At 62.5% G+C, this 21,511-nt stretch carries 16 protein-coding genes and 2 pseudogenes; 13 read left to right on the forward strand and 5 right to left on the reverse strand.

From position 1 onward, the window contains the following. Positions 1-45 precede the first annotated feature (45 nt). The 10 genes and pseudogenes from Q8O69_RS00610 to Q8O69_RS22005 form a co-directional block, all read left to right on the forward strand. Positions 46-1,017 carry a sensor domain-containing diguanylate cyclase gene (locus Q8O69_RS00610; RefSeq protein ID WP_275960251.1) on the forward strand — a complete coding sequence of 324 codons (972 nt, stop codon included), beginning with the start codon at positions 46-48 and terminating at the stop codon, positions 1,015-1,017. Between the two features lie 468 nt (positions 1,018-1,485). Next, entirely contained in the window at positions 1,486-2,748 is a 1,263-nt protein-coding gene (locus tag Q8O69_RS00615) for an OprD family porin (RefSeq protein ID WP_305588955.1), read from the forward strand. 178 nt (positions 2,749-2,926) lie between these two features. Then, on the forward strand, positions 2,927-3,250 hold the full coding sequence (locus tag Q8O69_RS00620) for a helix-turn-helix transcriptional regulator (RefSeq protein WP_305588956.1): 324 nt from the start codon (positions 2,927-2,929) through the stop codon (positions 3,248-3,250). Beyond that, positions 3,250-3,681 (forward strand): YeeE/YedE family protein, encoded by a 432-nt coding sequence (locus tag Q8O69_RS00625; protein WP_305588957.1) that lies wholly within the window; start codon positions 3,250-3,252, stop codon positions 3,679-3,681. Before Q8O69_RS00620 ends, Q8O69_RS00625 begins: the two co-directional genes overlap by 1 nt. A gap of 2 nt (positions 3,682-3,683) precedes the next feature. Then, on the forward strand, positions 3,684-4,100 hold the full coding sequence (locus Q8O69_RS00630) for a DUF6691 family protein (RefSeq protein ID WP_305588958.1): 417 nt from the start codon (positions 3,684-3,686) through the stop codon (positions 4,098-4,100). 20 nt (positions 4,101-4,120) lie between these two features. Beyond that, positions 4,121-4,312: a DUF2892 domain-containing protein gene (locus Q8O69_RS00635; protein ID WP_305588959.1), complete on the forward strand. Its 192-nt coding sequence runs from the start codon at positions 4,121-4,123 to the stop codon at positions 4,310-4,312. Between the two features lie 45 nt (positions 4,313-4,357). Continuing rightward, the gene (locus Q8O69_RS00640; protein ID WP_305588960.1) at positions 4,358-5,221 is read left to right on the forward strand and encodes an MBL fold metallo-hydrolase; all 864 of its coding nucleotides are present in this window, start codon (positions 4,358-4,360) and stop codon (positions 5,219-5,221) included. Then, positions 5,211-6,932 carry a SulP family inorganic anion transporter gene (locus Q8O69_RS00645; protein WP_305588961.1) on the forward strand — a complete coding sequence of 574 codons (1,722 nt, stop codon included), beginning with the start codon at positions 5,211-5,213 and terminating at the stop codon, positions 6,930-6,932. Before Q8O69_RS00640 ends, Q8O69_RS00645 begins: the two co-directional genes overlap by 11 nt. 203 nt (positions 6,933-7,135) lie before the next feature. Beyond that, a pseudogene (locus Q8O69_RS22000) lies at positions 7,136-7,816 on the forward strand (PAS domain-containing protein); the annotation flags it as partial. Between the two features lie 99 nt (positions 7,817-7,915). Then, positions 7,916-8,356 (forward strand): annotated as a pseudogene (locus Q8O69_RS22005) (methyl-accepting chemotaxis protein); the annotation flags it as partial. A 35-nt stretch (positions 8,357-8,391) separates the two neighbouring features. On the opposite strand, the gene aguA reads toward Q8O69_RS22005, so the two are convergent. From aguA to Q8O69_RS00675, 5 genes are all read right to left on the reverse strand, one after another. Then, entirely contained in the window at positions 8,392-9,498 is a 1,107-nt protein-coding gene (gene aguA / locus Q8O69_RS00655; protein WP_305588964.1) for an agmatine deiminase, read from the reverse strand. 89 nt (positions 9,499-9,587) lie between these two features. Further along, positions 9,588-10,469, reverse strand: a complete 882-nt coding sequence (aguB, locus tag Q8O69_RS00660) for an N-carbamoylputrescine amidase (protein WP_305588965.1) — start codon at positions 10,467-10,469, stop codon at positions 9,588-9,590. Between the two features lie 298 nt (positions 10,470-10,767). Continuing rightward, positions 10,768-10,977, reverse strand: a complete 210-nt coding sequence (gene rmf / locus Q8O69_RS00665) for a ribosome modulation factor (protein WP_305588967.1) — start codon at positions 10,975-10,977, stop codon at positions 10,768-10,770. Between the two features lie 149 nt (positions 10,978-11,126). Beyond that, the gene (gshA, locus tag Q8O69_RS00670) at positions 11,127-12,707 is read right to left on the reverse strand and encodes a glutamate--cysteine ligase (protein ID WP_305588969.1); all 1,581 of its coding nucleotides are present in this window, start codon (positions 12,705-12,707) and stop codon (positions 11,127-11,129) included. 215 nt (positions 12,708-12,922) lie between these two features. After that, positions 12,923-15,247, reverse strand: coding sequence for a Tex family protein (locus tag Q8O69_RS00675; protein WP_305588971.1), 2,325 nt, complete (start codon positions 15,245-15,247; stop codon positions 12,923-12,925). A gap of 225 nt (positions 15,248-15,472) precedes the next feature. Here Q8O69_RS00675 and ompR point away from each other — a divergent pair, with 225 nt between their 5' ends. From ompR to Q8O69_RS00690, 3 genes are all read left to right on the forward strand, one after another. Then, positions 15,473-16,207, forward strand: a complete 735-nt coding sequence (gene ompR / locus Q8O69_RS00680; protein WP_275960265.1) for a two-component system response regulator OmpR — start codon at positions 15,473-15,475, stop codon at positions 16,205-16,207. Between the two features lie 6 nt (positions 16,208-16,213). Continuing rightward, complete coding sequence (locus Q8O69_RS00685; RefSeq protein WP_275960266.1) at positions 16,214-17,527, forward strand: ATP-binding protein; 1,314 nt, start codon at positions 16,214-16,216, stop codon at positions 17,525-17,527. Positions 17,528-17,594: 67 nt separating this feature from the next. Beyond that, positions 17,595-21,365, forward strand: coding sequence for an EAL domain-containing protein (locus Q8O69_RS00690; RefSeq protein ID WP_305588973.1), 3,771 nt, complete (start codon positions 17,595-17,597; stop codon positions 21,363-21,365). Positions 21,366-21,511 lie beyond the last annotated feature (146 nt).

A 21,511-nucleotide genomic window follows, 5' to 3' on the forward strand; every position in this document is an offset into this window, starting at 1 on the left:
ATGCTGCTGTCATATCCCCGTTATCTGAGCGCAGCGGCGGTGTTTATGGATGAAGTCAGCAGACAGCAGCTCGAACAGGAAGAGTTGACCCTGGCGTTGTTGCACACCCGCGCCGAGGTGGCGCGTCTGCAGGAGCGCGAGCAGTTGTTCAGCACCCTGCTGGGCAGCGTCAATGCGGTGCTCTGGGCGTTTGATTGGGATGCCCAGCGGGTGATCTACGTCAGCCCCGCCTACGAGCGGATCTTCGGCCGCTCTGCCGCGCTGCTGCTGGCCGGCTACGAAGAGTGGCGCAACAATATCTACCCGGATGATCTGGATTACGCCGCCGAAAGCTTCGCCCAGGTGCTGGAAACTGGCGCGGTCGAGGCCCGCGAGTACCGCATTATTCGTGGTGATGGTCAGGTTCGCTGGCTCAGCGACAAGTGTTTTGTCAGCCGTGAAAGCTCGCCAGGCAAGCCACATATCATCGTCGGCATCGCCGAAGACATCACCGAGAAGAAGCAGCTGGAAGGCGAGTTGCACCGCCTGGCCACCACCGATGTGCTGACCCAGAGCAGCAACCGTCGGCACTTCTTCGAATGCGCTCAGCGTGAGTTCGAGCAGGCCCGCGAATACGGCAGCCCGCTGGCCTTTCTACTGCTCGACCTCGACGACTTCAAACAGATCAACGACCGTTACGGCCACCAGATGGGCGATCAGGTGCTGCAGCGCCTGGCCTACAGCGGCGCCACCACGTTACGCCGGGGTGATCTGTTCGGGCGTATCGGTGGTGAAGAGTTTGCCGCGCTGTTTCCACGCTGCGAGCCGGAGTTGGCCGAGCAGATTGCCGAGCGCCTGCAGCGCGAGGTGCGCCGCTTGAGTTTTAACCACGAAGGCACAACCTTCGGTGTGACCCTGAGTCAGGGCCTGACCAGCCTGCGCCCTGACGATGCCAGCCTGGATGCCCTGTACGCGCGCGCCGATGCCGCGATGTACCGGGCCAAACGCCAGGGCAAGAATCAGATTGTGCTGGACTGACCATGCGCCCTGGCCCGCCGTTGGCGCGGCCTGTTGGCGATAACCCGCCTTTTTGCTTTTTGCCATAGGCAAAAAACCGCTTATTGCCTCTTCAGTAGACCTGCAGAAAACCTCCTGTAAACCCGGAAATCCTTGTAATAGAGGCTTTGGCGGGCTGTTTTTGGTAGCTGGCACAGTATCTGCGTAGGGCTCAGCACATAACGGCCAGGGTTATTGGCCGAGAATAAAAACGAAGAGACCTGCGCCATGATTCTTACCTGTCCGCTGCTATGTCCTCATTCCCCAGCTCGCGCTGACTGCCTTCACGCGCTCACCTGATTTTCTGTATTGCACGGCCGGCCCCGGCTGCGGCGCTCGTTCGCCTGCCTGGCCTGCAATACATCCCGAATTCGGTGCGCGCCTGCCACTTCATAGGCTGAAGACAGTACCCGCGCCGATGTGCAACCACACACAACTGGAGAACACATAATGAGAAAGACCTCCCTGGCCCTGGCCGTCGCTGCCAGCACCCTGGGCTTGTCCCTGAGCCAAGTGGCCCATGCTGATTTGATCGGTGACAGCAAAGCCACGATCGAAGCGCGTAACTTCTACTTCAACCGCGATTTCCGTGAAGACGCAGGCCAGAATAAGCAAGAAGAATGGGCACAGGGCTTTATCCTGCGTATGGATTCCGGATACACCGAAGGCACTGTCGGCTTCGGCGCCGACGCCATTGGCATGTTTGGCTTCAAGCTGGACTCCGGTGACGGCACTGCAGGCAGCGGCCTGCTGGTTCCGGATCGTTCCGGTGGTTCCCAGGATAACTACTCTGGTCTGGCCGTAGCCGCCAAAGCCAAGGTCTCCAAAAGCACCCTGCGCGTCGGCCAGATGCAGTTCAAGAATCAGGCGATTGCCTCCAGCGACGGTCGTTTGCTGCCGCAAATTTTCCGCGGCGGTAACCTGGTATCCCAGGAAATTGACGGTCTGACCCTGGACGCGGGTTACCTTGACGAGGTTAACAACCGCAACTCGCAAGACTATGAAGACATGACCCTGAACACTTATACCCATAGCGGTATCAGCTTCAAGGGTGGCAGCAGCGCTAACAATGCCAATGAGTTTGTCTTTGCCGGCGGTAGCTACAAGCTCACCAAAGACCTGACTGCTGGTTATTACTATTCCAATCTGGAAGACCTGTACAAGCAGCATTCCTTCAACCTGGTACATGTGCTGCCGCTGGGCGACAAGCAAAGCCTGAAGACCGACGTACGTTATGCCCGCTCCACCGATGACGGCCTGAGCAATGTCGATAACAAGGCCTTTGGCGCGATGGTTACCTACAGCCTGAGTGCTCATAAGTTTGGCCTGGGCTACCAGAAGATGAGCGGTGACACGGGTTTCGCCTATGTCGGCGGTACTGATCCGTTCCTGGTCAACTATGTGCAGATCGGCAACTTCGCGGCCAAGGACGAGAAGTCCTACCAGGCCCGTTACGACTTCGACTTCGCTTCTGTTGGTGTGCCGGGTCTGACCTTTATGACGCGCTTCCTGACGGGCGACAACATCGACCGTGGCCGTAACGTTTCCGAGGGTAAGGAGCGTGAGCGCAACACCGAGCTGATGTACGTGTTCCAAGAAGGCGCCCTGAAGAATCTGGGTGTGCGCTGGCGCAATGCCACCGTGCGCAACAACTTCAGCCGTGACATCGACGAAAACCGTCTGATCGTCAGCTACACCCTGCCACTGCTCTGATTGTGGTCGTTTCAGGCTGAGCTGTTGCATCCAGCTTGGCCTGGCTCACACAAGAAACCCGGACTCTGTTCCGGGTTTTTTATCGCCTGCGATTTACCGCTGGGCGGTCTGAAGGGCGGGGGTTGTTATTCAATATATAAAAGAATAGATTGTTTTTATCTTAACTGAGCTACCTGCCATGACACCTGTACATCCGCCACTCGATATCCAGCAACTGCGCGCCAATGCCGATGCGGCGGGGCAGTTGCTCAAGGCCCTGGGCAATCCGGATCGCCTGTTGTTGCTGTGCCAGCTGTCCCAGGGCGAACGCAATGTCAGCGAGCTGGAAACCCTGCTGGGTATTCAACAGCCGACCCTGTCGCAGCAACTGGCGGTGTTGCGCCGCGAAGGGCTGGTGGCGACCCGTCGTGAGGGCAAGCAGATTTATTACTGCATCAGCAGCCCGGCCGCGCTGGCCGTGATCAATACCCTGTATCAGCTGTTCTGCGCCGGTGAGCATTGATGAGCATCGATTGGTACAACTTCACGCCCTGGAGCTCCCTGGCCGGCGGCGCGCTGATCGGCCTGGCAGCCAGCTTGTTTGTCGTGATGAATGGCCGGGTGGCCGGCATCAGCGGCCTGATAGGCAGCCTGTTGGAAAGGGGGGAAGGGTGGGGCGAGAAGGGCCTGTTTCTGCTCGGTGTGTTGCTCGCGCCGCTGTTCTGGCAGCTGTTTACTCGTCTGCCCGAGATTCACATCGACAGCGGCTGGCTGGCGCTGATCATTGCCGGTTTGCTGGTCGGCGTCGGTACCCGCTATGGCGCGGGTTGTACCAGCGGGCATGGCGTCTGCGGTTTGTCGCGGCTGTCACCGCGCTCCCTGGCCGCCACCTTGAGCTTTATGGCTGCCGGTTTCGTCACGGTGTTTGTCCTGCGTCATCTACTGGGGGCCTGAACATGCGCAAACTGATGGCGTTTCTTGCCGGGCTGATTTTCGGCATCGGCCTGCTTAGCGCAGGCATGGCCAACCCGGCCAAGGTGCTGGCGTTTCTCGACCTGGCCGGCGCCTGGGACCCGTCGCTGGCACTGGTGATGGTGGCGGCGATTGGCGTGGCGTTTCTGCCGTTCAGTTGGGCGCGCGCGCAGCGCAGCAGTCTGCTCGGCGCGCCGATGCAGTTGCCGGGCAAGCGTGAGCTGGATCGCCGGTTGATCGGCGGCAGCCTGCTGTTCGGTGTTGGCTGGGGGATTGCCGGTATTTGTCCGGGGCCAGCCGTGGCGATTCTGCTCACCGGGCGCTGGCAGGTGCTGCTGTTTGTGGCGGCGATGCTGGTGGGAATGGTGGTGTTTGCTGCGCTGGAACGCCGGCGCGGCTAATTGATGATCGGGAGATCACTATGCAAGCAAATGTTGGCACCCTCGACCGTAGCCTGCGCATTGCCGCGGGTCTGATTCTGATTGGCTTGAGCCTGAGCGGGGTGATCGGCCTATGGGGCCTGATAGGCATCGTGCCGCTGGCCACCGGCCTGTTTCGCTTCTGTCCGCTGTACCCGCTGCTGGGTATCAGTACCTGCAAGACCAAGACCTAACGCTGGAGTGCCGAGCGGCCTTTTGGCCGGTCGGCTGGAGCTGCCATGTCCCCGCTAATTCAGGCTTTTTTCGACCCTGCCAGCTCGACCTATAGCTATGTGGTCAGCGACCCGGCCACCGCGCAGTGCGCCATTATCGATTCGGTGCTGGATTACGACGCGGCTGCCGGGCGTACCGCCCACGACAGTGCCGACCGCTTGATCGCCTACGTGCGCGAGCAGAACCTGAGCGTGCAGTGGCTGCTGGAAACCCATGTGCATGCCGATCACCTTTCCGCTGCGCCCTATCTAAAGGCTGCTCTAGGCGGGCAGCTGGCAATCGGCGAGCAGATTCGCGTGGTACAGAACACCTTCGGCAAGCTGTTCAATGCCGGCAGCGAGTTTGCTGTCGATGGTCGGCAGTTCGATCAGCTGTTCCGCGATGAGCAGGCGTTTCAGATCGGTTCGCTCAACGCCCGTGCCCTGCACACGCCAGGGCATACCCCGGCCTGTATGACCTACCTGATCGGCGATGCAGCGTTTGTTGGCGACACCCTGTTTATGCCGGATTACGGCACCGCGCGCTGCGACTTCCCCGGTGGCGATGCGCGGGCGCTGTACCGTTCGATTGCCCGGCTGTTTGCCCTGCCAGACAGCACTCGGCTGTTTATGTGCCACGATTACCTGGCGCCGGGGCGCGAGCAGCATTGCTACCAGACCACAGTGGCCGAGCAGCGCGCGCATAACGTGCATGTGCATCAGGACGTGGGTGAAGAGGCGTTTGTCGCCATGCGTCAGGCCCGTGATGCCAGACTGGGCATGCCCGCGCTGATGCTGCCAGCGGTACAGGTGAATATGCGCGCCGGCCATCTGCCGCCCGCTGAAGACAATGGCGTGCGTTACCTCAAGGTGCCGTTGAATGTTCTCTAAGTGGCCATTGCTGAATACCTTGCGCGGTTATGACCGCGACCAGGCCGGTCGCGATCTGCTGGCTGCGTGCCTGGTCTGCCTGCTGCTGGTGCCGCAAGCGTTGGCCTATGCGCAACTGGCCGGTTTGCCGGCGGTGGTGGGCTTGTACGCGAGCATTCTGCCGCTGGTGGTTTATGCCTTGATCGGCGCCAGCCCTGGGGTGGCGCTGTCGTTCGGCCCGGTGGCAGTATTGTCGCTGATGACTGCAGCGGCCTTGGCCCCAGTGGCTGCCGCCGGTAGCGCGGCTTATCTGGCGGCGGCCACCAGCCTGACCCTGCTGGTCGGCGTATTGCTGTTGCTGATGGGCCTGCTGCGCATGGGCTTTGTCGCCAATTTTCTTAGTCATCCGGTGATTTCCGGTTTTGTCAGCGGCTCGGCATTGCTGATTGCGGTCAGCCAGCTCAAGCATCTATTGGGCGTGCGCGCCGACGGGCTGACGCTGTTGCAGGTGCTGCCCGCGCTGTATGCGCAGGTGCCGGCGCTGCACCTGCCGACGCTGCTGCTGGGCCTTGGCAGCCTGGCGTTGCTGGTGCTGCTGCGTAATCTCGGCCTGTTCGGCTTGCCTGAAACCCTGGCGCTGCGCATTCGGCAGTTGAGTGCATTGCTGCTGATGCTACTGGCAATGGCCTTGGGTGCGCTGCTGCAACTGGAGGCCTACGGCGTGCGCGTGGTCGGTACGGTGGCCGCGGGCTTGCCGCCATTGGCGCTGCCGAGCCTGGAGTTGGGCTTGCTGCGCGAGCTGCTGCCGGCGGCCGTGCTGATTGCCCTGGTGGGCTTTGTCGAGTCGGTGTCCATCGCCCAGAGCCTGGCGATGCGCAAGCGCCAGTCGATCAATCCTGATCAGGAACTGCTCGGCCAGGGTGCGGCCAATATCGCTGCCGCCTGCAGTGGCGGCATGCCGGTGGCGGCGAGTTTTTCTCGCTCGGCGTTGGCGCTGCAAAGCAATGTCGCTACGCCGCTGGTTGGCGTGTTTGCTGCGGGGTTGATGCTGGCAGCGGTGCTCGGCCTGGCGCCGTTGTTGCAGCACCTGCCGCAGGCGGTATTAGCCGCGAGCATTATCGTCGCCGTAGTCGGGCTGATCGACTTCACTGGTCTGCGGCGCACCTGGCGCTACTCGCCGCAGGAAGGAATGGCGCAGCTGGCAACGCTGCTCGGCGTGCTGCTGTACGGTGTCGAGGCCGGCATTCTGCTTGGGGTAAGTCTGTCGATACTGTTGTTTCTCTGGCGTACCAGCCGGCCGCATATGGCGGTGGTCGGCCAGCTGCCCGGCAGCGAGCACTTTCGCAATGTCGAACGCTATCAGGTGGTGGAAAGCCCCAGCGTGCTGTCGCTGCGCGTCGATGAAAGTCTGTACTTCCCCAATGCGCGCTACCTGGAAGAGCGCATTGCTGCGCTGATCGCCAAGCGTCCTGGCGTGCGTCATCTGGTGCTGATGTGCTCCGGGGTTAATCAGATCGATGCCAGTGCCCTGGATACCCTGGAGGCCATCAGCGAGCGTCTGCAGAGCGCCGGCGTGCAGTTGCACCTGGCGGAGGTGAAGGGCCCGGTGATGGACCGGCTGCTGCGCGCGGATTTTCTGCAACGCTTCGGTGGGCAGGTATTTGTCAGCCAGTACCAGGCTTTGCATACCCTCGATGCAGAAAGCACAGCGCGGGCCATGCGCTCGCAGTGAAACTGAACTAAATGTTAACCACCGCGTGTCGATACGCTGGTTGGATCAGGGATGAACTAACGTGCCGTGTGCCCTGAGCAAATATTGCCCTTTCTGAGGCGCTTCATATGTTCGGATCACAGCTTCGCAGTGAATTGCAGCAGTGCCTGGTGCAACTGGCAACCAGTCAACAGGTTATCGGGGCCATCCGACAAACCTTCGCCATGATCGAGTTCACCGCCCAGGGCGAGATTCTCGATGCCAACCCGCCATTTCTCGCCACCATGGGCTATCGCCTGGAAGAGATTCGTGGCCAACACCACCGTATGTTCTGCAGCAAAGAGCAGGTGGCGAGCCCTGCTTATGCGCAATTCTGGCGGCGCCTGGCCGATGGCGAGAGCTTCAGTGACCGCTATATGCGCATTGCCAAGGGCGGCCGCGAGATTTGGCTGGAAGCCAGCTACTTGCCGGTGCGTGATGCCCAGGGCAAGGTCATCTCGGTGATCAAACTGGCCGCCGACATCACCGAGCGCATGCATGCCGAGCATCAGCATGGCAGCTACCTGCAGGCGATCAACCGCTCCACCGCGGTGATCGAATTCAACCTGGCCGGCGAGGTGCAGGAGGCCAATGAAAACTTCCTCAGCACCATGGGCTATCGCATTGAGGAGGTGCGTGGCGTGCATCACCGCCAGTTCTGCACCCATGAAGATGCGGCGAGTGATGAATATCGGCGGTTCTGGCAGCGCCTGAATCAGGGCGAGTTTATTGCCGACCGCTTCAAGCGCGTTGCCAAAGGCGGTCGCCTGGTGTGGCTGCGCGCCACCTATAACCCGCTGTATGACGCTGCTGGCCGCCTGTATGGGGTGGTCAAGTTTGCCAGTGATATCACCAACCAGGTGGAGCACCGCGAGGCCGAATCGGCTGCCGCCCAGCTGGCTTTTGATATCGCTCGGGAAACCGATGAGAGCGCGATCAAGGGCGCTGAAACGGTCGAGGAGACTGTGCAGGTGGTGCGCGGCATCGCCGCTGAGCTGGCGCATGTTTCCGAGAATATTGGCGCTTTGAGCACCCAGTCCGAGCGTATTAGCAGCATTGTCCAAGTTATTCGCGGTATCGCCGAGCAGACCAATTTGCTGGCCCTTAACGCGGCCATCGAAGCGGCGCGTGCCGGCGAGCAGGGGCGCGGCTTTGCCGTGGTGGCCGATGAAGTGCGCAATCTGGCCGCGCGCACCAGCCAGGCCACGGTGGAAATCAATGAAGTGGTGCGCCTCAACCATGACCTGGCCTTACAGGCCGTTGGCGGTATGGAAGGCAGCAAGCAGAAAACAGAACAGGGCGTGCTGTTGGCTAACAAGGCTGGCGAGGTGATGCTGGAAATCCGCGATGAAGCGCAGCGCGTGGTGGATGCTATTGGGCAGTTTACCCAGGCCATGCAGGACTAAGAACGCCTGACCAGTCTCTGGCCAGGCGTTCGTTATCAGCGCTGTTGCGGCGCAGGTTGCTGCTGGGTGATGCAGTGGATATTGCCGCCGCCGAGCAGAATCTCGCGCCCCGGCACCATTACCACGCGGTGCTCGGGGAACAGGCGACGCAGGATTGCTTCGGCTTCGGCATCCTTGGGGTCGTCGAACTTGGGCGCGATGATGCCGCCGTTGACGATCAGAAAGTTGACGTAGGAGCCGGCCAGGCGGATCGACGGATCACGCTCCTGGGTGCCGGCCGCCAGATCGACCCCGGCGCATTCTTCATCTGTCGCATACAGCGGGCCGGGAATCGGCATCTTGTGCACGATCAACTGACGGCCCTTGGCATCCCGCACGCTTTCCAGTACGCGCATGGCCGCCTGGCAGCGCGGATAGTTAGGGTCAGTGGCATCGTCGGTCCAGGCCAACAGCACTTCGCCAGGGCGTACGTAGCAGCAGAAGTTGTCGACGTGGCCGTCGGTTTCGTCATTGAACAGGCCGTCCGGCAGCCAGATCACGCTGTCGATGGCCAGATGATCGGCCAGGTACTGCTCGATCTGCTCGCGGCTCAGGTGCGGGTTGCGGTTGGGGTTGAGCAGGCATTCCTCGGTGGTGATCAGGGTGCCTTCGCCGTCGACATGGATCGAGCCTCCTTCGAGGATCAGCTCATCGGTGCGATAACGCGCGCAGCCTTCGATCTGCAGAATCTTGCGGGCTACCTGGTCATCACGTACCCAGTTGGCGTACAGGCCGCCATTCAGGCCGCCCCAGGCGTTGAATGCCCAATCCACACCGCGCACTTCGCCGCTGTTGTTGGTGACAAAGGTCGGCCCGGTGTCGCGCACCCAGGCGTCGTCGGTGGTGATTTCCACCACACGGATATTGGCGTGGGTCAGGCGCTCGCAGGCGTTCTCGTACTGGCCGGCGGACACGCACACGGTCACTGGTTCGAATTCGGCAATCGCCCTGGCCACGGCGGTAAACGCGGCTTGCGCAGGCTTGCCGCCCAGGCGCCAGTTGTCCGGGCGCTCGGGCCAGACCATCCAGGTTTGGCTATGGCTTTCCCACTCGGCGGGCATGCGGAAGCCGTCGGCGCGTGGAGTAGTCGTCAGGGTTGTCATAAATTCACCAAAACATTGAGCGGGGACGGATGGGCATTAACGCTGCGCGTCGCCACCCATCTTATAGGGGCGTTCTTACAGGGGCGTTTTTACTCGGAGGCCAGATGGCCGTCGAGGGTTTTTAGCGGGCCGTAGAGGTTCGGGCGGCGGTCACGGAAGCTGCCCCAGGCGCTGCGAATATGCTCCAGCTGATCCAAATCGAAGCTGTGCATCAGCACTGCCTCGTCGGTTTCGTTGGCTTCCTGCACCTTGGCGCCGAACTGGTCGGCGATAAACGACGAGCCATAGAAGTTGATGTGGTAATCGCTCTGGTCTTCACGGCCGATGCGGTTGCTGGCGATTAGCGGCATCAGGTTGGCGCCGGCGTGGCCCTGCTGCACGCGCTGCCAATGGTCGCGCGAGCTGATGCTCGGGTCATGCGGCTCGCTGCCGATGGCGGTTGGGTAGAACAGAATTTCGGCGCCGAGCAGTGCCATGCTGCGCGCGCACTCGGGGAACCACTGGTCCCAGCAGATGCCCACGCCGATCTTGGCGTAGCGGGTGTTCCACACCTTGAAGCCGGTGTCGCCGGGGTTGAAGTAGTACTTCTCGTGGTAGCCCGGGCCGTCCGGGATATGGCTTTTCCGATAAATCCCGAGGTTGCTGCCGTCGGCGTCGATGATCGCGATGCTGTTGAAGCGCGCGCGGCCGGCCAGTTCATAGAAGCTGATCGGCAGCACCACCTGCAGCTCCTTGGCGATTTTCTGGAAGTGCAGGATTGCCGGGTTGCTCTCGGCCGGGGTGGCCAGTTGCAGATAGTCCGGGTTGGGCTTCTGGCAGAAGTACGGCGCCTCGAACAGCTCTTGCAGCAGGATGATCTGCGCGCCCTTGCCGGCGGCCTGACGCACCAAGCGCTCGGCGTTGGCGAGATTCGCAGCGGTGTCCCAGGAGCAGGCCATCTGGGTGGCGGCGACGGTAACGATACGGGGCATGGTTTGGCACCTCAAGAGCAGTTGGGGCGGTCATCTGACACTAGCAGAGGCCGGCGACTGTGCCATGCCTCGCGGGTGAGTCATGGCAGTGGATGGCCTATTTATATCCGATAAAAATCGGCTTTAAAAGCAAAATATACGGAGATAAACGATTTTTTACCGATTTATATCGAATAAAAATCGAACTATTCTGCGCGGGCAAAATGAAGGTCGATCAAAGGCAAGGCGATACGCCGCCGCGCAGGCTGAAGTGCTGTGGGCGTTAACGGTGTGGGCAGGTGAGGGTTAGAGCGAGGGATCAGGCGCTGTAGCGTTTGTGCAGCTCGAATTGCTCGTGGCCGTCGTCCCAGCCGGCTTCCCAGGCGGCGATCAGCACATCGGCGGCGAGCCCGCGCGGGGTGTTGGCTTGTCCGGTCAGCCCGGCCATGTAGCCTTGTTGGTAAGCCTTGTTGAGGCTTTCCAGGCTCCAGTGCTGGTCATCTTCCGTGTTGAGGTCGGCGCAGGCCATGGTGGCAGCTCGCAGTGGATTTACCTGTGCAATGCTAGCCGCATCGCCTGGGCAGGGCTGCGCCGCTGATCCCGCTTTTGCCACCGCTGGCGGTTTATGTGATGCAGTTGGCGAAATACCGGCTGCGCGCGAGCCGGCATTCTTCGCAGTTATACAGCTAACGCCAGAATGCTGGCCTGATAGGCCGCAGCAAAGCTGTCGAAGTCGCCTTGTTCCTGGGCTTCCAGTTCGGCTTGGTCCTGCAGCGACTGGGCGGCGCTGGCCTCAAAGGCCGCTTGCTGCTCGGCGCTTAACGGTTGGCTGCGGAAGTATTCGGCGTGCAGCTTGCTCTGGCGCAGGGCGAACTCGGTAAAGCTCAGGCCCTGTTGCAGTTGTGCCAGTACCTGGGCGGACGGCGTCAGGCTGGTATCGGCGACCTTCGCCTGTTGCGCCTGCAAGGCCAGGCTATGGGCATTGTCGCCCTGGTTCTGGTCGAGCAGTTCGGCCAGCGGGCGGATTTGTTCGAGCAACTCATCGGCCCAGGTTTGCAGCGCTACCGCTTGGCCATTGCGTTGCAGCTGTAGCCCCGGCCGGCGACCTTCCTTGACCACGGTCAGGAAGTTGTCGGTGCAGGCATGGCATTCGCGGTTTTCCAGCAGCGGGCTGTCGGCCAGCGCGCAGAACAGCAGGAAGGCGTCGAGGAAGCGCGATTCGCTCAGGTCGATGCCCAGCGGCAGGAACGGGTTGATGTCCAGGCAGCGCACTTCGACGTACTGCACGCCACGGGCCATCAGCGCCTGGATCGGTCGTTCGCCGCTGTAGGTAACCCGCTTGGGGCGGATATTGGAGTAGTACTCGTTTTCGATCTGCAGGATGTTGGTGTTCAGCTGCAGCCACTCGCCATCCTTCTTCGCGCCGATGTCCACATAGGGCGGGTAGGGCGTGCCGACAGCCTGGCGCAGGCTGTCGGTGTAGCTGGCCAGGTCGTTGTAGCAGGGCGTCAGGCCGGATTGGGCGGTGCTCTGGTAACCCAGGTCGCTCATGCGCAGGCTGGTGGCAAAAGGCAGGTAGAGGGTTTCTGCATCCAGCTCCTGCAGCTGGTGCGGACGGCCGCGCATAAAGCCTTTGTGCAGCGCTGGCGAGGCGCCAAACAGGTACATCAGCAGCCAGCTGTAACGGCGGAAGTTGCGGATCAACGCGATATAGCGCGCCGACTGGTAATCCCGCGCGCTGCGCGTATCGCCTTCGGCCTGCTGCTGCAGTTGCCACAGCGCTTCCGGCAGGGAGAAGTTGTAGTGGATGCCGGCAATGCACTGCATGGTTTTGCCGTAACGCAGGGCCAGGCCCTTGCGGTAGACGTACTTGAGTTCGCCGATATGCGAGCTGCCGTAACGGGCGATCGGGATCGTCTCTTCGTCCGGTAGGGCGCAGGGCATCGACGGGCTCCACAGGTATTCGCCATCCAGCTTGCTGTAGGCGAAGCGGTGGATCTGCTCCAGGTCGGCCAAGGTCGCCGCCGGATCAGGCTCGGCCGGAGTAATAAATTCCAGCAACGATTCGGAATAGTCGGTGGTGATCTGCGTGTGGGTCAGCGCCGAGCCGAGGGCGGCCGGGTGCGGGGTCAGCGCCAGCTGGCCGTCGCCATCGACGCGCAAGCATTCGCGCTCGATACCGTGCAGGCATTGGGAAAGCAGGGAGAGGTTGGCGCGCTCGCCAAGCTGGGCCAGGCGGCGGGGTAACAGGTCGCTCAAGATTGCATTCCTTCACGCATCGGTCGCCTCAATATGGGGACGACACGCATGCTCTACAAGGGGGCGAGAAAACCGCGCTCAGCGGTCGATAGCGCTTTATAACCCGAGGCGGGTGAAGAAGGTTATAGCTGGGCGCAGTGCATTTGCGTCAGGGCGACGCGGCAGGGGCGGGCGCGCGGCCCACGGACATAGTGCCTATGTCCGTGGGCGTTGGCTTATTTCTTCAGCTGCTTGGCATTGGCAAACAGCGCTGCCATGCCGCCGCTGGCCGGCGCCGGCTTTTCCTGGCTGGAATGGCGTTCGCTGCGCGGTGCGTTGCCGGCCGGCTTGCCGCCACGTGCACCGCCACGCGGGCCTTCGATCTTCTCGCCAGGCGTGTCACCCATGCGCATCGACAGGGCGATGCGGTTGCGCGGGATGTCGACTTCCATGACCTTGACCTTGACCACGTCGCCGGCCTTGACCGCTTCGTGTGGGTCCTTGATGAACTTCTCCGACAGCGCCGAGATATGCACCAGACCGTCCTGGTGTACGCCGATGTCGACGAAGGCGCCGAAGTTGGTCACGTTGGTCACCACGCCTTCGAGCATCATGCCCAGCTTGAGGTCGTTAAGGGTTTCCACACCTTCCTGGAACTCGGCGGTCTTGAACTCCGGGCGTGGGTCGCGGCCGGGTTTTTCCAGCTCGCTCAAGATATCGCCGATGGTCACCAGACCGAACTTGTCGTCGGTGAACTGTTTCGGGTCGAGGCGCTTGAGGAAACCTGAGTCGCCGATCAGCGAGCGGATATCGCGGCCGGTGTCGGCGGCAATGCGCTGCACCAGCGGGTAGGTTTCCGGGTGCACGGCGGAGGCATCCAGCGGGTTGCTGCCGTTCATTACACGCAGGAAGCCGGCGGCCTGTTCGAAGGTCTTGTCGCCCAGGCGCGGTACTTTCAGCAGGTCGGCGCGGCTGTTGAATGCGCCGTTGGCGTCGCGGAAGGCGACGATATTCTGCGCCAGGGTGGTGTTCAGCCCTGAGATGCGTGCCAGCAGTGCGGCGGAAGCGGTATTCACATCCACGCCGACGGCGTTTACGCAGTCCTCGACCACCGCATCCAGCGAGCGCGCCAGTTTCAGCTGGGATACGTCGTGCTGGTACTGGCCAACACCGATGGATTTCGGGTCGATCTTCACCAGCTCGGCCAGCGGGTCCTGCAGGCGGCGGGCGATGGACACGGCGCCGCGCAGCGACACGTCCATGTCCGGGAACTCCTTGGCAGCCAGTTCCGAGGCGGAGTACACCGAGGCACCGGCCTCAGACACCATGACTTTGGTCAGATTCAAGCCCGGCAGCTTCTTGATCAGGTCAGCGGCCAGCTTGTCGGTCTCACGGCTGGCGGTGCCGTTGCCGATGGAGATCAGGTCGACCGCGTGCTTGGCGCAGAGTTTGGCGAGGATCGCCAATGTGCCGTCCCAGTCATTGCGCGGCGCATGCGGGTAAACGGTGGCGGTTTCCAGCACCTTGCCGGTGGCATCCACCACCGCCACTTTGCAGCCGGTGCGTAGGCCCGGGTCCAGCGCCAGGGTGGCGCGCGGGCCAGCCGGGGCGGCCAGCAGCAGGTCGTGTAGGTTGCGGGCGAACACGTTGATTGCTTCGTCTTCCGCCGCTTCGCGCAGCTCGCCGAACAGGTCGGTTTCCAGGTGGGTGTAGAGCTTGACCTTCCAGGTCCAGCGCACCACTTCGCCCAGCCATTTATCGGCGGCGCGGCCACGGGCGCTGATGCCGAAGCGCTTGCCGATCATGCCTTCGCAGGGGTGCATGCTGCCTGGGGCCTCATCGCCGACCTTCAGGCTGGCGCTGAGGATGCCTTCGTTACGCCCGCGGAAGATCGCCAGGGCGCGGTGCGAGGGCGCGCCCTTGAGCTTCTCGTCGTGTTCGAAGTAATCGCGGAACTTGGCGCCTTCGTTCTCTTTGCCGGCAACTACGCGGGCGCTGAGGATGGCGTTGTCCTTGAGGTAGCTGCGCAGGCTGGCCAGCAGATTGGCGTCCTCGGCGAAGCGCTCCATCAGGATGTATTTAGCGCCTTCGAGTACAGCCTTGACGTCGGCAAAGCCTTTTTCGGCGTCGATAAAACGCTCGGCTTCGCTTTCGGGAGTCAGCTCGGGGTCGTTAAACAGTGCGTCGGCCAGCTCGCCGAGGCCGGCTTCCAGGGCGATCTGGCCCTTGGTGCGGCGCTTTTGCTTGAACGGCAGGTAGAGGTCTTCCAGGCGGGTCTTGGTTTCGGCCAGGTTGATCTCGCGGGTCAGCTCCGGGGTCAGCTTGCCCTGTTCCTCGATGCTGGCGAGGATGCTGGCGCGGCGCTCGTCGAGTTCGCGCAGGTAGCGCAGGCGCTCTTCCAGGTTGCGCAGCTGGGTGTCGTCGAGGCTGCCGGTTACCTCTTTACGATAGCGTGCGATAAACGGCACGGTGGAGCCTTCATCGAGCAGCGCCACGGCGGCGGCGACCTGTTGCGGGCGTACGCCCAGTTCTTCGGCGATGCGGTTGTTGATGCTGAGCATAGAAAAAGCTACCCACACTGAAACGAAAAACCAGCCACGCAGACCACGGGCCAGACACGAAAGCCGCGCATTATAAACACTGCCCGGCAGCGCGCCGGGAACCAGTCGGGGAAAAATCTGCTAACAATGGGCTGCACGTCGGCTGCGGCTCCTGAGCCATAATGCCGGCCATTGCACACTGCCAGCGCGTCCGCGCCCGGCGGATGCCCGGACAAGGAGCCCTGAATGAGCAGCACTGCACTTCCCGCTGAAGGCGAAAAAATCCTTATCGTCGACGACGACGCCCGCCTGCGTCGCCTGCTTGAGCGCTTCTTTGACGAGCAGGGCTACCGCGTGCGTGCGGTGGAAAACGTCGAGCAGATGGACCGTCTGCTGGCCCGCGAGCTGTTCAATCTGGTGGTGCTCGACCTGATGCTGCCGGGCGAGGACGGCCTGTCCGCCTGCCGCCGCCTGCGTGAGGCGAACAATCAGGTGCCGATCATCATGCTCACCGCCAAGGGCGATGAGGCCAGCCGCATCCAGGGCCTGGAGCTGGGCGCTGACGATTACCTGGCCAAGCCGTTCAACCCGCGCGAGCTGCTGGCGCGGATCAAGGCCGTGCTGCGCCGCCAGGCCCCGGTAGTACCGGGCGCGCCGGGCAGCGAGGACGAAAGCGTGAGCTTTGGCGAGTACGAACTGAGCCTGGCCACCCGCGAGCTGAAGAAGGGTGATGAGGTGCATATGCTCACCACCGGCGAGTTCGCCGTGCTCAAGGCGCTGGTGCAACACGCCCGCGAGCCGCTGACCCGCGACAAGCTGATGAACCTGGCCCGTGGCCGCGAGTGGGACGCCCTGGAGCGCTCCATCGACGTGCAGATTTCCCGCCTGCGCCGGCTGATCGAGCCGGACCCGTCCAAGCCGCGCTATATCCAGACGGTCTGGGGCGTGGGTTATGTGTTTGTGCCGGACGGTAATAAATAGATCTTGATGAAAACCCCTCTCTGGTTCCCGCAAAGCTTCTTCGCCCGCACGCTGTGGCTGGTGCTGATCGTGGTGCTGTTCTCCAAGGCGCTGACCCTGGTTTATCTGATGATGAACGAGGATGTGCTGGTCGACCGCCAGTACAGCCATGGCGCGGCGCTGACCCTGCGCGCCTATTGGGCGGCGGACCCGGAAGATCGCGCGACCATCGCCGAGGCCGCCGGGCTCAAGCGCGTGCCGCACGAGCAGGTGCCGGCCACCGAGCAACACTGGCCGTATAGCGAGATTTTTGCCCGGCAGATGCAGACCGAACTGGGCCCGGACACCGAAGTGCGGGTGCGCGCCAAGAGCCCGCCTGCGCTCTGGGTACATGCGCCGGCACTGGGCGAGGACTGGCTGCGGGTGCCGCTGTATCCGCATCCACTGCGTGGGCAGAAAATCTGGAGTGTGCTGGGCTGGTTCCTGGCGATTGGGCTGCTGTCGACGGCGGCGGCGTGGATTTTCGTCCGTCAGCTCAGCGCGCCCTTGAATCGCCTGGTGTTTGCCGCCCGGCAGATCGGTAAGGGCCGCAGCGTGCGCCTGCCAGTGGGCGATACACCGAACGAGATGGCCGAGGTGTACCGCGCCTTCAACCAGATGGCCGAAGACGTCGAACAAGCCGCGCGCGAGCGTGAACTGATGCTCGCCGGGGTGTCGCACGACCTGCGTACGCCACTGACTCGCCTGCGCCTGTCCATGGAATTTCTCCACACCGACTCGGAGCTGACCGAGGACATGGTCCGTGATATCGAGGACATGGATGCGATCCTCGACCAGTTCCTCGCCTTTATCCGCGACGGCCGTGACGAGCCGTTGGAGCAGCTCGACCTGCGCGAACTGATCAGCGAAGTGGTCGCACCCTACAACCAGAAGCAGGAAATGGTGCGCCTGTGCATGGAGCCGGTGCCGGCTTTCCCATTGCGCCGGGTGTCGCTCAAGCGGCTCCTGGTCAACCTGATCGAAAATGCCCTGCGTTACGGCGGCAACGCGGTGGAAGTGGCGGTGTCCTTGTCTGGCGACCACAGCGCGCCGTATGTGGTGCTGAGTGTGCTGGACCGTGGCGCGGGCATTGATCCGGCCGAGTTGGGCAGCATCTTCAACCCCTTTATCCGTGGCGACCGCGCCCGTGGCGGCCAGGGCGCCGGGTTGGGCTTGGCCATCGTCAAGCGCATCGCCGCCTTGCACGGCGGCAGCGTCGAATTGCGTAACCGCTCCGGCGGTGGCCTGGAAGCGCGGGTTTGCCTGCCGTTGGGGCTGCTGTTGCCGCGCGACGCGGTCTAGAGGGCACTGGCATACTGTCATCACTGCGCTGAACTATGCTTTATCAGCGCGATGACATGAGGTCAGCATGCCTGCAGTTCCCCACCGCCTCTCACCATGGACCTGGTTGCTGCCGCTGCCATTGCTCCATCTGGCCACCTGGCTTTCCCTGGCGACCCAGTTCACCGATGGGGCGGCGCTGTGGTACCCACCGTTTGCCCTGGCGCTGGTGTTTGCCCTGTGGTGGGGGCCGCGCGTATTGCTTGCGGTGTACCTCAATGCCGCGTTGTCGATTCCGTTGTGGGGCCTGGAATGGCAGTGGGCGCCGCTCTATGCCCTGCCGGAAACCCTCGGTGTAGCGCTGGCCTGGCTGTTGCTGCGGCAGCGGCCGTTTGATCCGGCGTTGCCCGACCTCAGTCATTTGCTGCGTTTTATGCTGCTTGGCGTGCTGCTGCCGATTGTGCCCATGTCGCTGGGTGTGCAGGGTAATCTCTGGTTGTTTGGTCATGCGCCACTGGAGGAATTGCCCTCGGGCAGCATGACCCTGTGGCTGGCCGATAGCCTTACCGCCCTGGCCATCGCCATTCCCTTGCTGGTGTATCTGACCCCCTGGTTGCGGCGCCACGGCTGGTTGGCAGGGCCCGTGCGCAGCGGCTGTGAGCAGGTGCCCGAGGTGCTGCGCCAGTTGCCGCCCTGGCCGCTGCTGGTGCTGCTGTTGATCGGCATGCCCTGGCTCCTTGGGGTGCTGCCACTGACCCTCAATCTGCCGCTGATTGGCGTGATGCTACTGGGCCTGGCGTTGGTCTGGGGTTTTGCTGGCGGTCTCTGTGGCGCGGTGCTCAGCGTATTGATGGTGTTGATCCTGCCGCTGCTGCGCGGCCTGGTGAATAGCGCGGCCTGGCTCGACCCGCAACGCATGGAGCTGCACTTCAGCGTGCTGCTATTTATGCTCGCCACCCTCCTGGTGGGGCGCAGCCTGAGCGATCTGCGCCAGGCGCTGGCGCGCAGTGCGCAGATGCAGCAGCAACTGGCCCTGGCCAACTTGGCGCTGGAGGCCAGCCCTCTGGGGGTGATCATTGCCGATGCGCGCCAGCCGGCATTGCCGCTGATCTACTGCAACCCGGCCTTCGAGCAGATTACCGGCTACAGCCGCGAGGAGGCCCTGGGCAACAATTGGAACTTCCTCCTGCGCGATGACCAGCAGCAACAGGGCTTGAGCCGCTTGCAGCAGGCCGTGCGCGAGGGTATGGGCTGCGATGTGGTGCTGCGTAACTACCGCAAGAACGGCCAGCAATTCTGGAACGAATTTACCCTGGCGCCGATGCGCGATGACCAGGGCATCAGCCATTTTGTCGCCCTGCAGAGCGATGTCACCGCCCGCGAGCAACTGGCCACCCAGGTGCGCTCACAGAGCGACGAGCTGCTCAAACAGAGCTATCTGTTCAGCCAGACCGAGCACATCGCCAACCTCGGCGGCTGGGTGCTGAACCTGCCAGAGCAGGATATGGACTGGAGCGCCGGCTGCTTTCGCATCTACGAGCTGGACCCGAAAAACGGCACGCCTAACCTCAATGGCGCCCTGAGTTACCTGGATGCCAGCGGCCGCGTGCTGGCCGAACAGGTGTTGCAGCAGTTGATCGATGGGCTGGAGCAATTCGATATCGAGGTGCGCCTGCTTACCGCCAAGGGCAAGACGCGTTGGCTGCGTATTCGTGGCATTACCGAGCGCGATGGCGCCGAGTTGGTGCGCGTGTATGGCGCGTTGCAGGATGTCAGCGCGCGTAAATACGCCGAACAGCAATTGCGCGAACGGGATGAGCGCCTGCGCCTGTTCTTCGAGGCGCCGCTGATCGGCATGGCCCTGACCAGCCCGAACTTTGCCTGGGAGGAGGTCAACCACAAGCTCTGCAGCATTCTCGGGCGTTCGCGCGAACAGCTGCTGGCGTCGAGCTGGGAAGAGCTGTCGCTGGAAGACGACCTGCACAACGAGCTGCCGCTACTCGACCAGGTGCTCAGCGGCCGCCGTGAAGGTTTTGAGCTGGAAAAACGCTTTCGCCGCGCCGACGACAGCCTGGTACATACCCGCGTCAGCCTGCGCGCGGTGCGCCACAGCACCGGCCGGGTGCGCATGTTTCTGCTGCTGGTGGAAGACATCAGCGAGCGCCTGCAGGCCGAGGCGCGCTACCGCACCATTGTCGAGAATGCGCCCGAGGCGATCATGCTGTTCGATCTGCACGGCACGCTGGTCGAGTGCAATGACAACGCCTTGCGCCTGCTGCGTTACAGCCGTGAAGAGATTGCCAGCAAGCGCGTGTTTGATCTAAGCCCGAGCAAGCAGGCGGACGGCCAGCTGACCGCCGAGCTGGGCCAGGTCTACCTGCAACGGGCGATGTCCGGCGAGGCGCCGGTATTCGACTGGCTGCACCGCGACAGCAAGGGCCGGCAGATTCCTTGCGAGGTGCGCCTGGTGCGCATGCCGGGTGAGCCGGTGCTGATTCGCGGCAGCGTCACCGATATTTCCGAGCGTCAGCGTTATCAGCGCGAGATCGAGCGGCTGGCCTTCAGTGATGAACTCACCGGCCTGCCCAATCGGCGTTTGCTGCTCGACCGTCTGCAGCACGCGATGGACCGCGAGCAGCGCGAAAATACCCTGGGCGCCCTGCTGTTTATCGACCTCGATCACTTCAAAACGGTCAACGACAGCCTCGGCCACCTGGTCGGCGATGGCCTCCTGCGTGAGGTTACGGCGCGCCTGGCCAGCGGCTTGCGCGCCGAAGACACACTGGCGCGGATGGGCGGAGACGAGTTTGTGGTGCTGCTCGAAGGGCTCGACAGCAACCCGCAACTGGCGGCGGAAGCGGCAGCAGTCACTGCAGAAAAACTGCTGAAAAGCCTGGTGGGCACCTGCTGGATTGATGGCCATGAGCTGTCGATCAGCGCCAGCATCGGCATCGCCCTGCACCCTTTCGGCAGTCAGGTGGCCGCCGACGTGCTGAAACAGGCGGACACCGCCATGTACCGGGCCAAGCAGGGCGGGCGCAACGCCTTGCACTTCTTCGCCCCGGAAATGCAGGCGGCCATCGACCAGCGGCTGCAGATGCAGAGCGAGCTGCGTCAGGCGGTGCAGCGCAACCAGCTGTATCTGGTGTTTCAGCCGCAACTGGCGCTGGCCACCGAGCGCATTGCTGGTGCGGAAGTGCTACTGCGCTGGGTGCATCCAGAGCGCGGCGAAGTGATGCCCGGCGACTTTATCCCGCTGGCTGAAGAAACCGGCTTGATCGAGGAACTCGGTGCCTGGGTGCTGGAACAGGCCTGCGCGGCATTAGCGCGCTGGTTACCGCAGTGGCCGCAGCTGGTGCTGGCGGTCAACCTCAGCCCGCGCGAGCTGCGCCAACGCAGTTGTGTGGCGCGCATCAGCGAGTGCCTGCAGCGCCATCAGGTGCCGGCCACGGCGTTGGAGCTGGAAATCACTGAGGGCGTGCTGCTGGAGGAGGTCGAGCAGTGCATCAGCAATATGCAGGCGCTCAAGGCGCTGGGCGTGCGTTTCGCCATCGATGATTTCGGCACCGGCTACTCCTCGCTGACTTACCTCAAGCGTCTGCCGCTGGATCGCCTGAAGATCGACCGCAGCTTTACCTGGGACATGGACGGTGAGGACGGCAGCGGCCTGATGCTGGTGCAGACCATTCTGGTAATCGCCCGCAACCTGGGCCTGGAATGCGTGGCCGAAGGCATCGAAAGCCAGTGGCAGCTCGACTGTTTGCGTCAGCATGGCTGTTCGCTGGGTCAGGGGTATTACTTTAGCCGGCCGCTAAAAGAGGCGGACTTCCAGGCTTGGATGGCGGCTCATCACGGTTAGGCGCGGTCGAGACAAGGTTCAGGTGTAGGGTGGATGACGTTTCACCCATCCACCAGCGGCTGTCTCATGGTGGATGAAAAGAGCGTCATCCACCCTACAGCCTGCAGCGTTTCGCAATTCTTGACCGGGCTTCGCCTATGCCCGGC

Origin of the sequence: Pseudomonas sp., from assembly GCF_030690725.1 — a bacterium.
GTDB lineage: Bacteria > Pseudomonadota > Gammaproteobacteria > Pseudomonadales > Pseudomonadaceae > Aquipseudomonas.

Excerpts from the sequence above, each read along its gene's own strand:
- Q8O69_RS00610 (WP_275960251.1), top strand. The coding sequence starts at position 46 with ATGGATGAAGTCAGCAGACAGCAGCTCGAACAGGAAGAGTTGACCCTG.
- Q8O69_RS00615 (WP_305588955.1), top strand. The coding sequence starts at position 1,486 with ATGAGAAAGACCTCCCTGGCCCTGGCCGTCGCTGCCAGCACCCTGGGC.
- Q8O69_RS00620 (WP_305588956.1), top strand. The coding sequence starts at position 2,927 with ATGACACCTGTACATCCGCCACTCGATATCCAGCAACTGCGCGCCAAT.
- Q8O69_RS00625 (WP_305588957.1), top strand. The coding sequence starts at position 3,250 with ATGAGCATCGATTGGTACAACTTCACGCCCTGGAGCTCCCTGGCCGGC.
- Q8O69_RS00630 (WP_305588958.1), top strand. The coding sequence starts at position 3,684 with ATGCGCAAACTGATGGCGTTTCTTGCCGGGCTGATTTTCGGCATCGGC.
- Q8O69_RS00635 (WP_305588959.1), top strand. The coding sequence starts at position 4,121 with ATGCAAGCAAATGTTGGCACCCTCGACCGTAGCCTGCGCATTGCCGCG.
- Q8O69_RS00640 (WP_305588960.1), top strand. The coding sequence starts at position 4,358 with ATGTCCCCGCTAATTCAGGCTTTTTTCGACCCTGCCAGCTCGACCTAT.
- Q8O69_RS00645 (WP_305588961.1), top strand. The coding sequence starts at position 5,211 with ATGTTCTCTAAGTGGCCATTGCTGAATACCTTGCGCGGTTATGACCGC.
- aguA (WP_305588964.1), bottom strand. The coding sequence starts at position 9,498 with ATGACAACCCTGACGACTACTCCACGCGCCGACGGCTTCCGCATGCCC.
- aguB (WP_305588965.1), bottom strand. The coding sequence starts at position 10,469 with ATGCCCCGTATCGTTACCGTCGCCGCCACCCAGATGGCCTGCTCCTGG.
- rmf (WP_305588967.1), bottom strand. The coding sequence starts at position 10,977 with ATGGCCTGCGCCGACCTCAACACGGAAGATGACCAGCACTGGAGCCTG.
- Q8O69_RS00675 (WP_305588971.1), bottom strand. The coding sequence starts at position 15,247 with ATGCTCAGCATCAACAACCGCATCGCCGAAGAACTGGGCGTACGCCCG.
- ompR (WP_275960265.1), top strand. The coding sequence starts at position 15,473 with ATGAGCAGCACTGCACTTCCCGCTGAAGGCGAAAAAATCCTTATCGTC.
- Q8O69_RS00685 (WP_275960266.1), top strand. The coding sequence starts at position 16,214 with ATGAAAACCCCTCTCTGGTTCCCGCAAAGCTTCTTCGCCCGCACGCTG.
- Q8O69_RS00690 (WP_305588973.1), top strand. The coding sequence starts at position 17,595 with ATGCCTGCAGTTCCCCACCGCCTCTCACCATGGACCTGGTTGCTGCCG.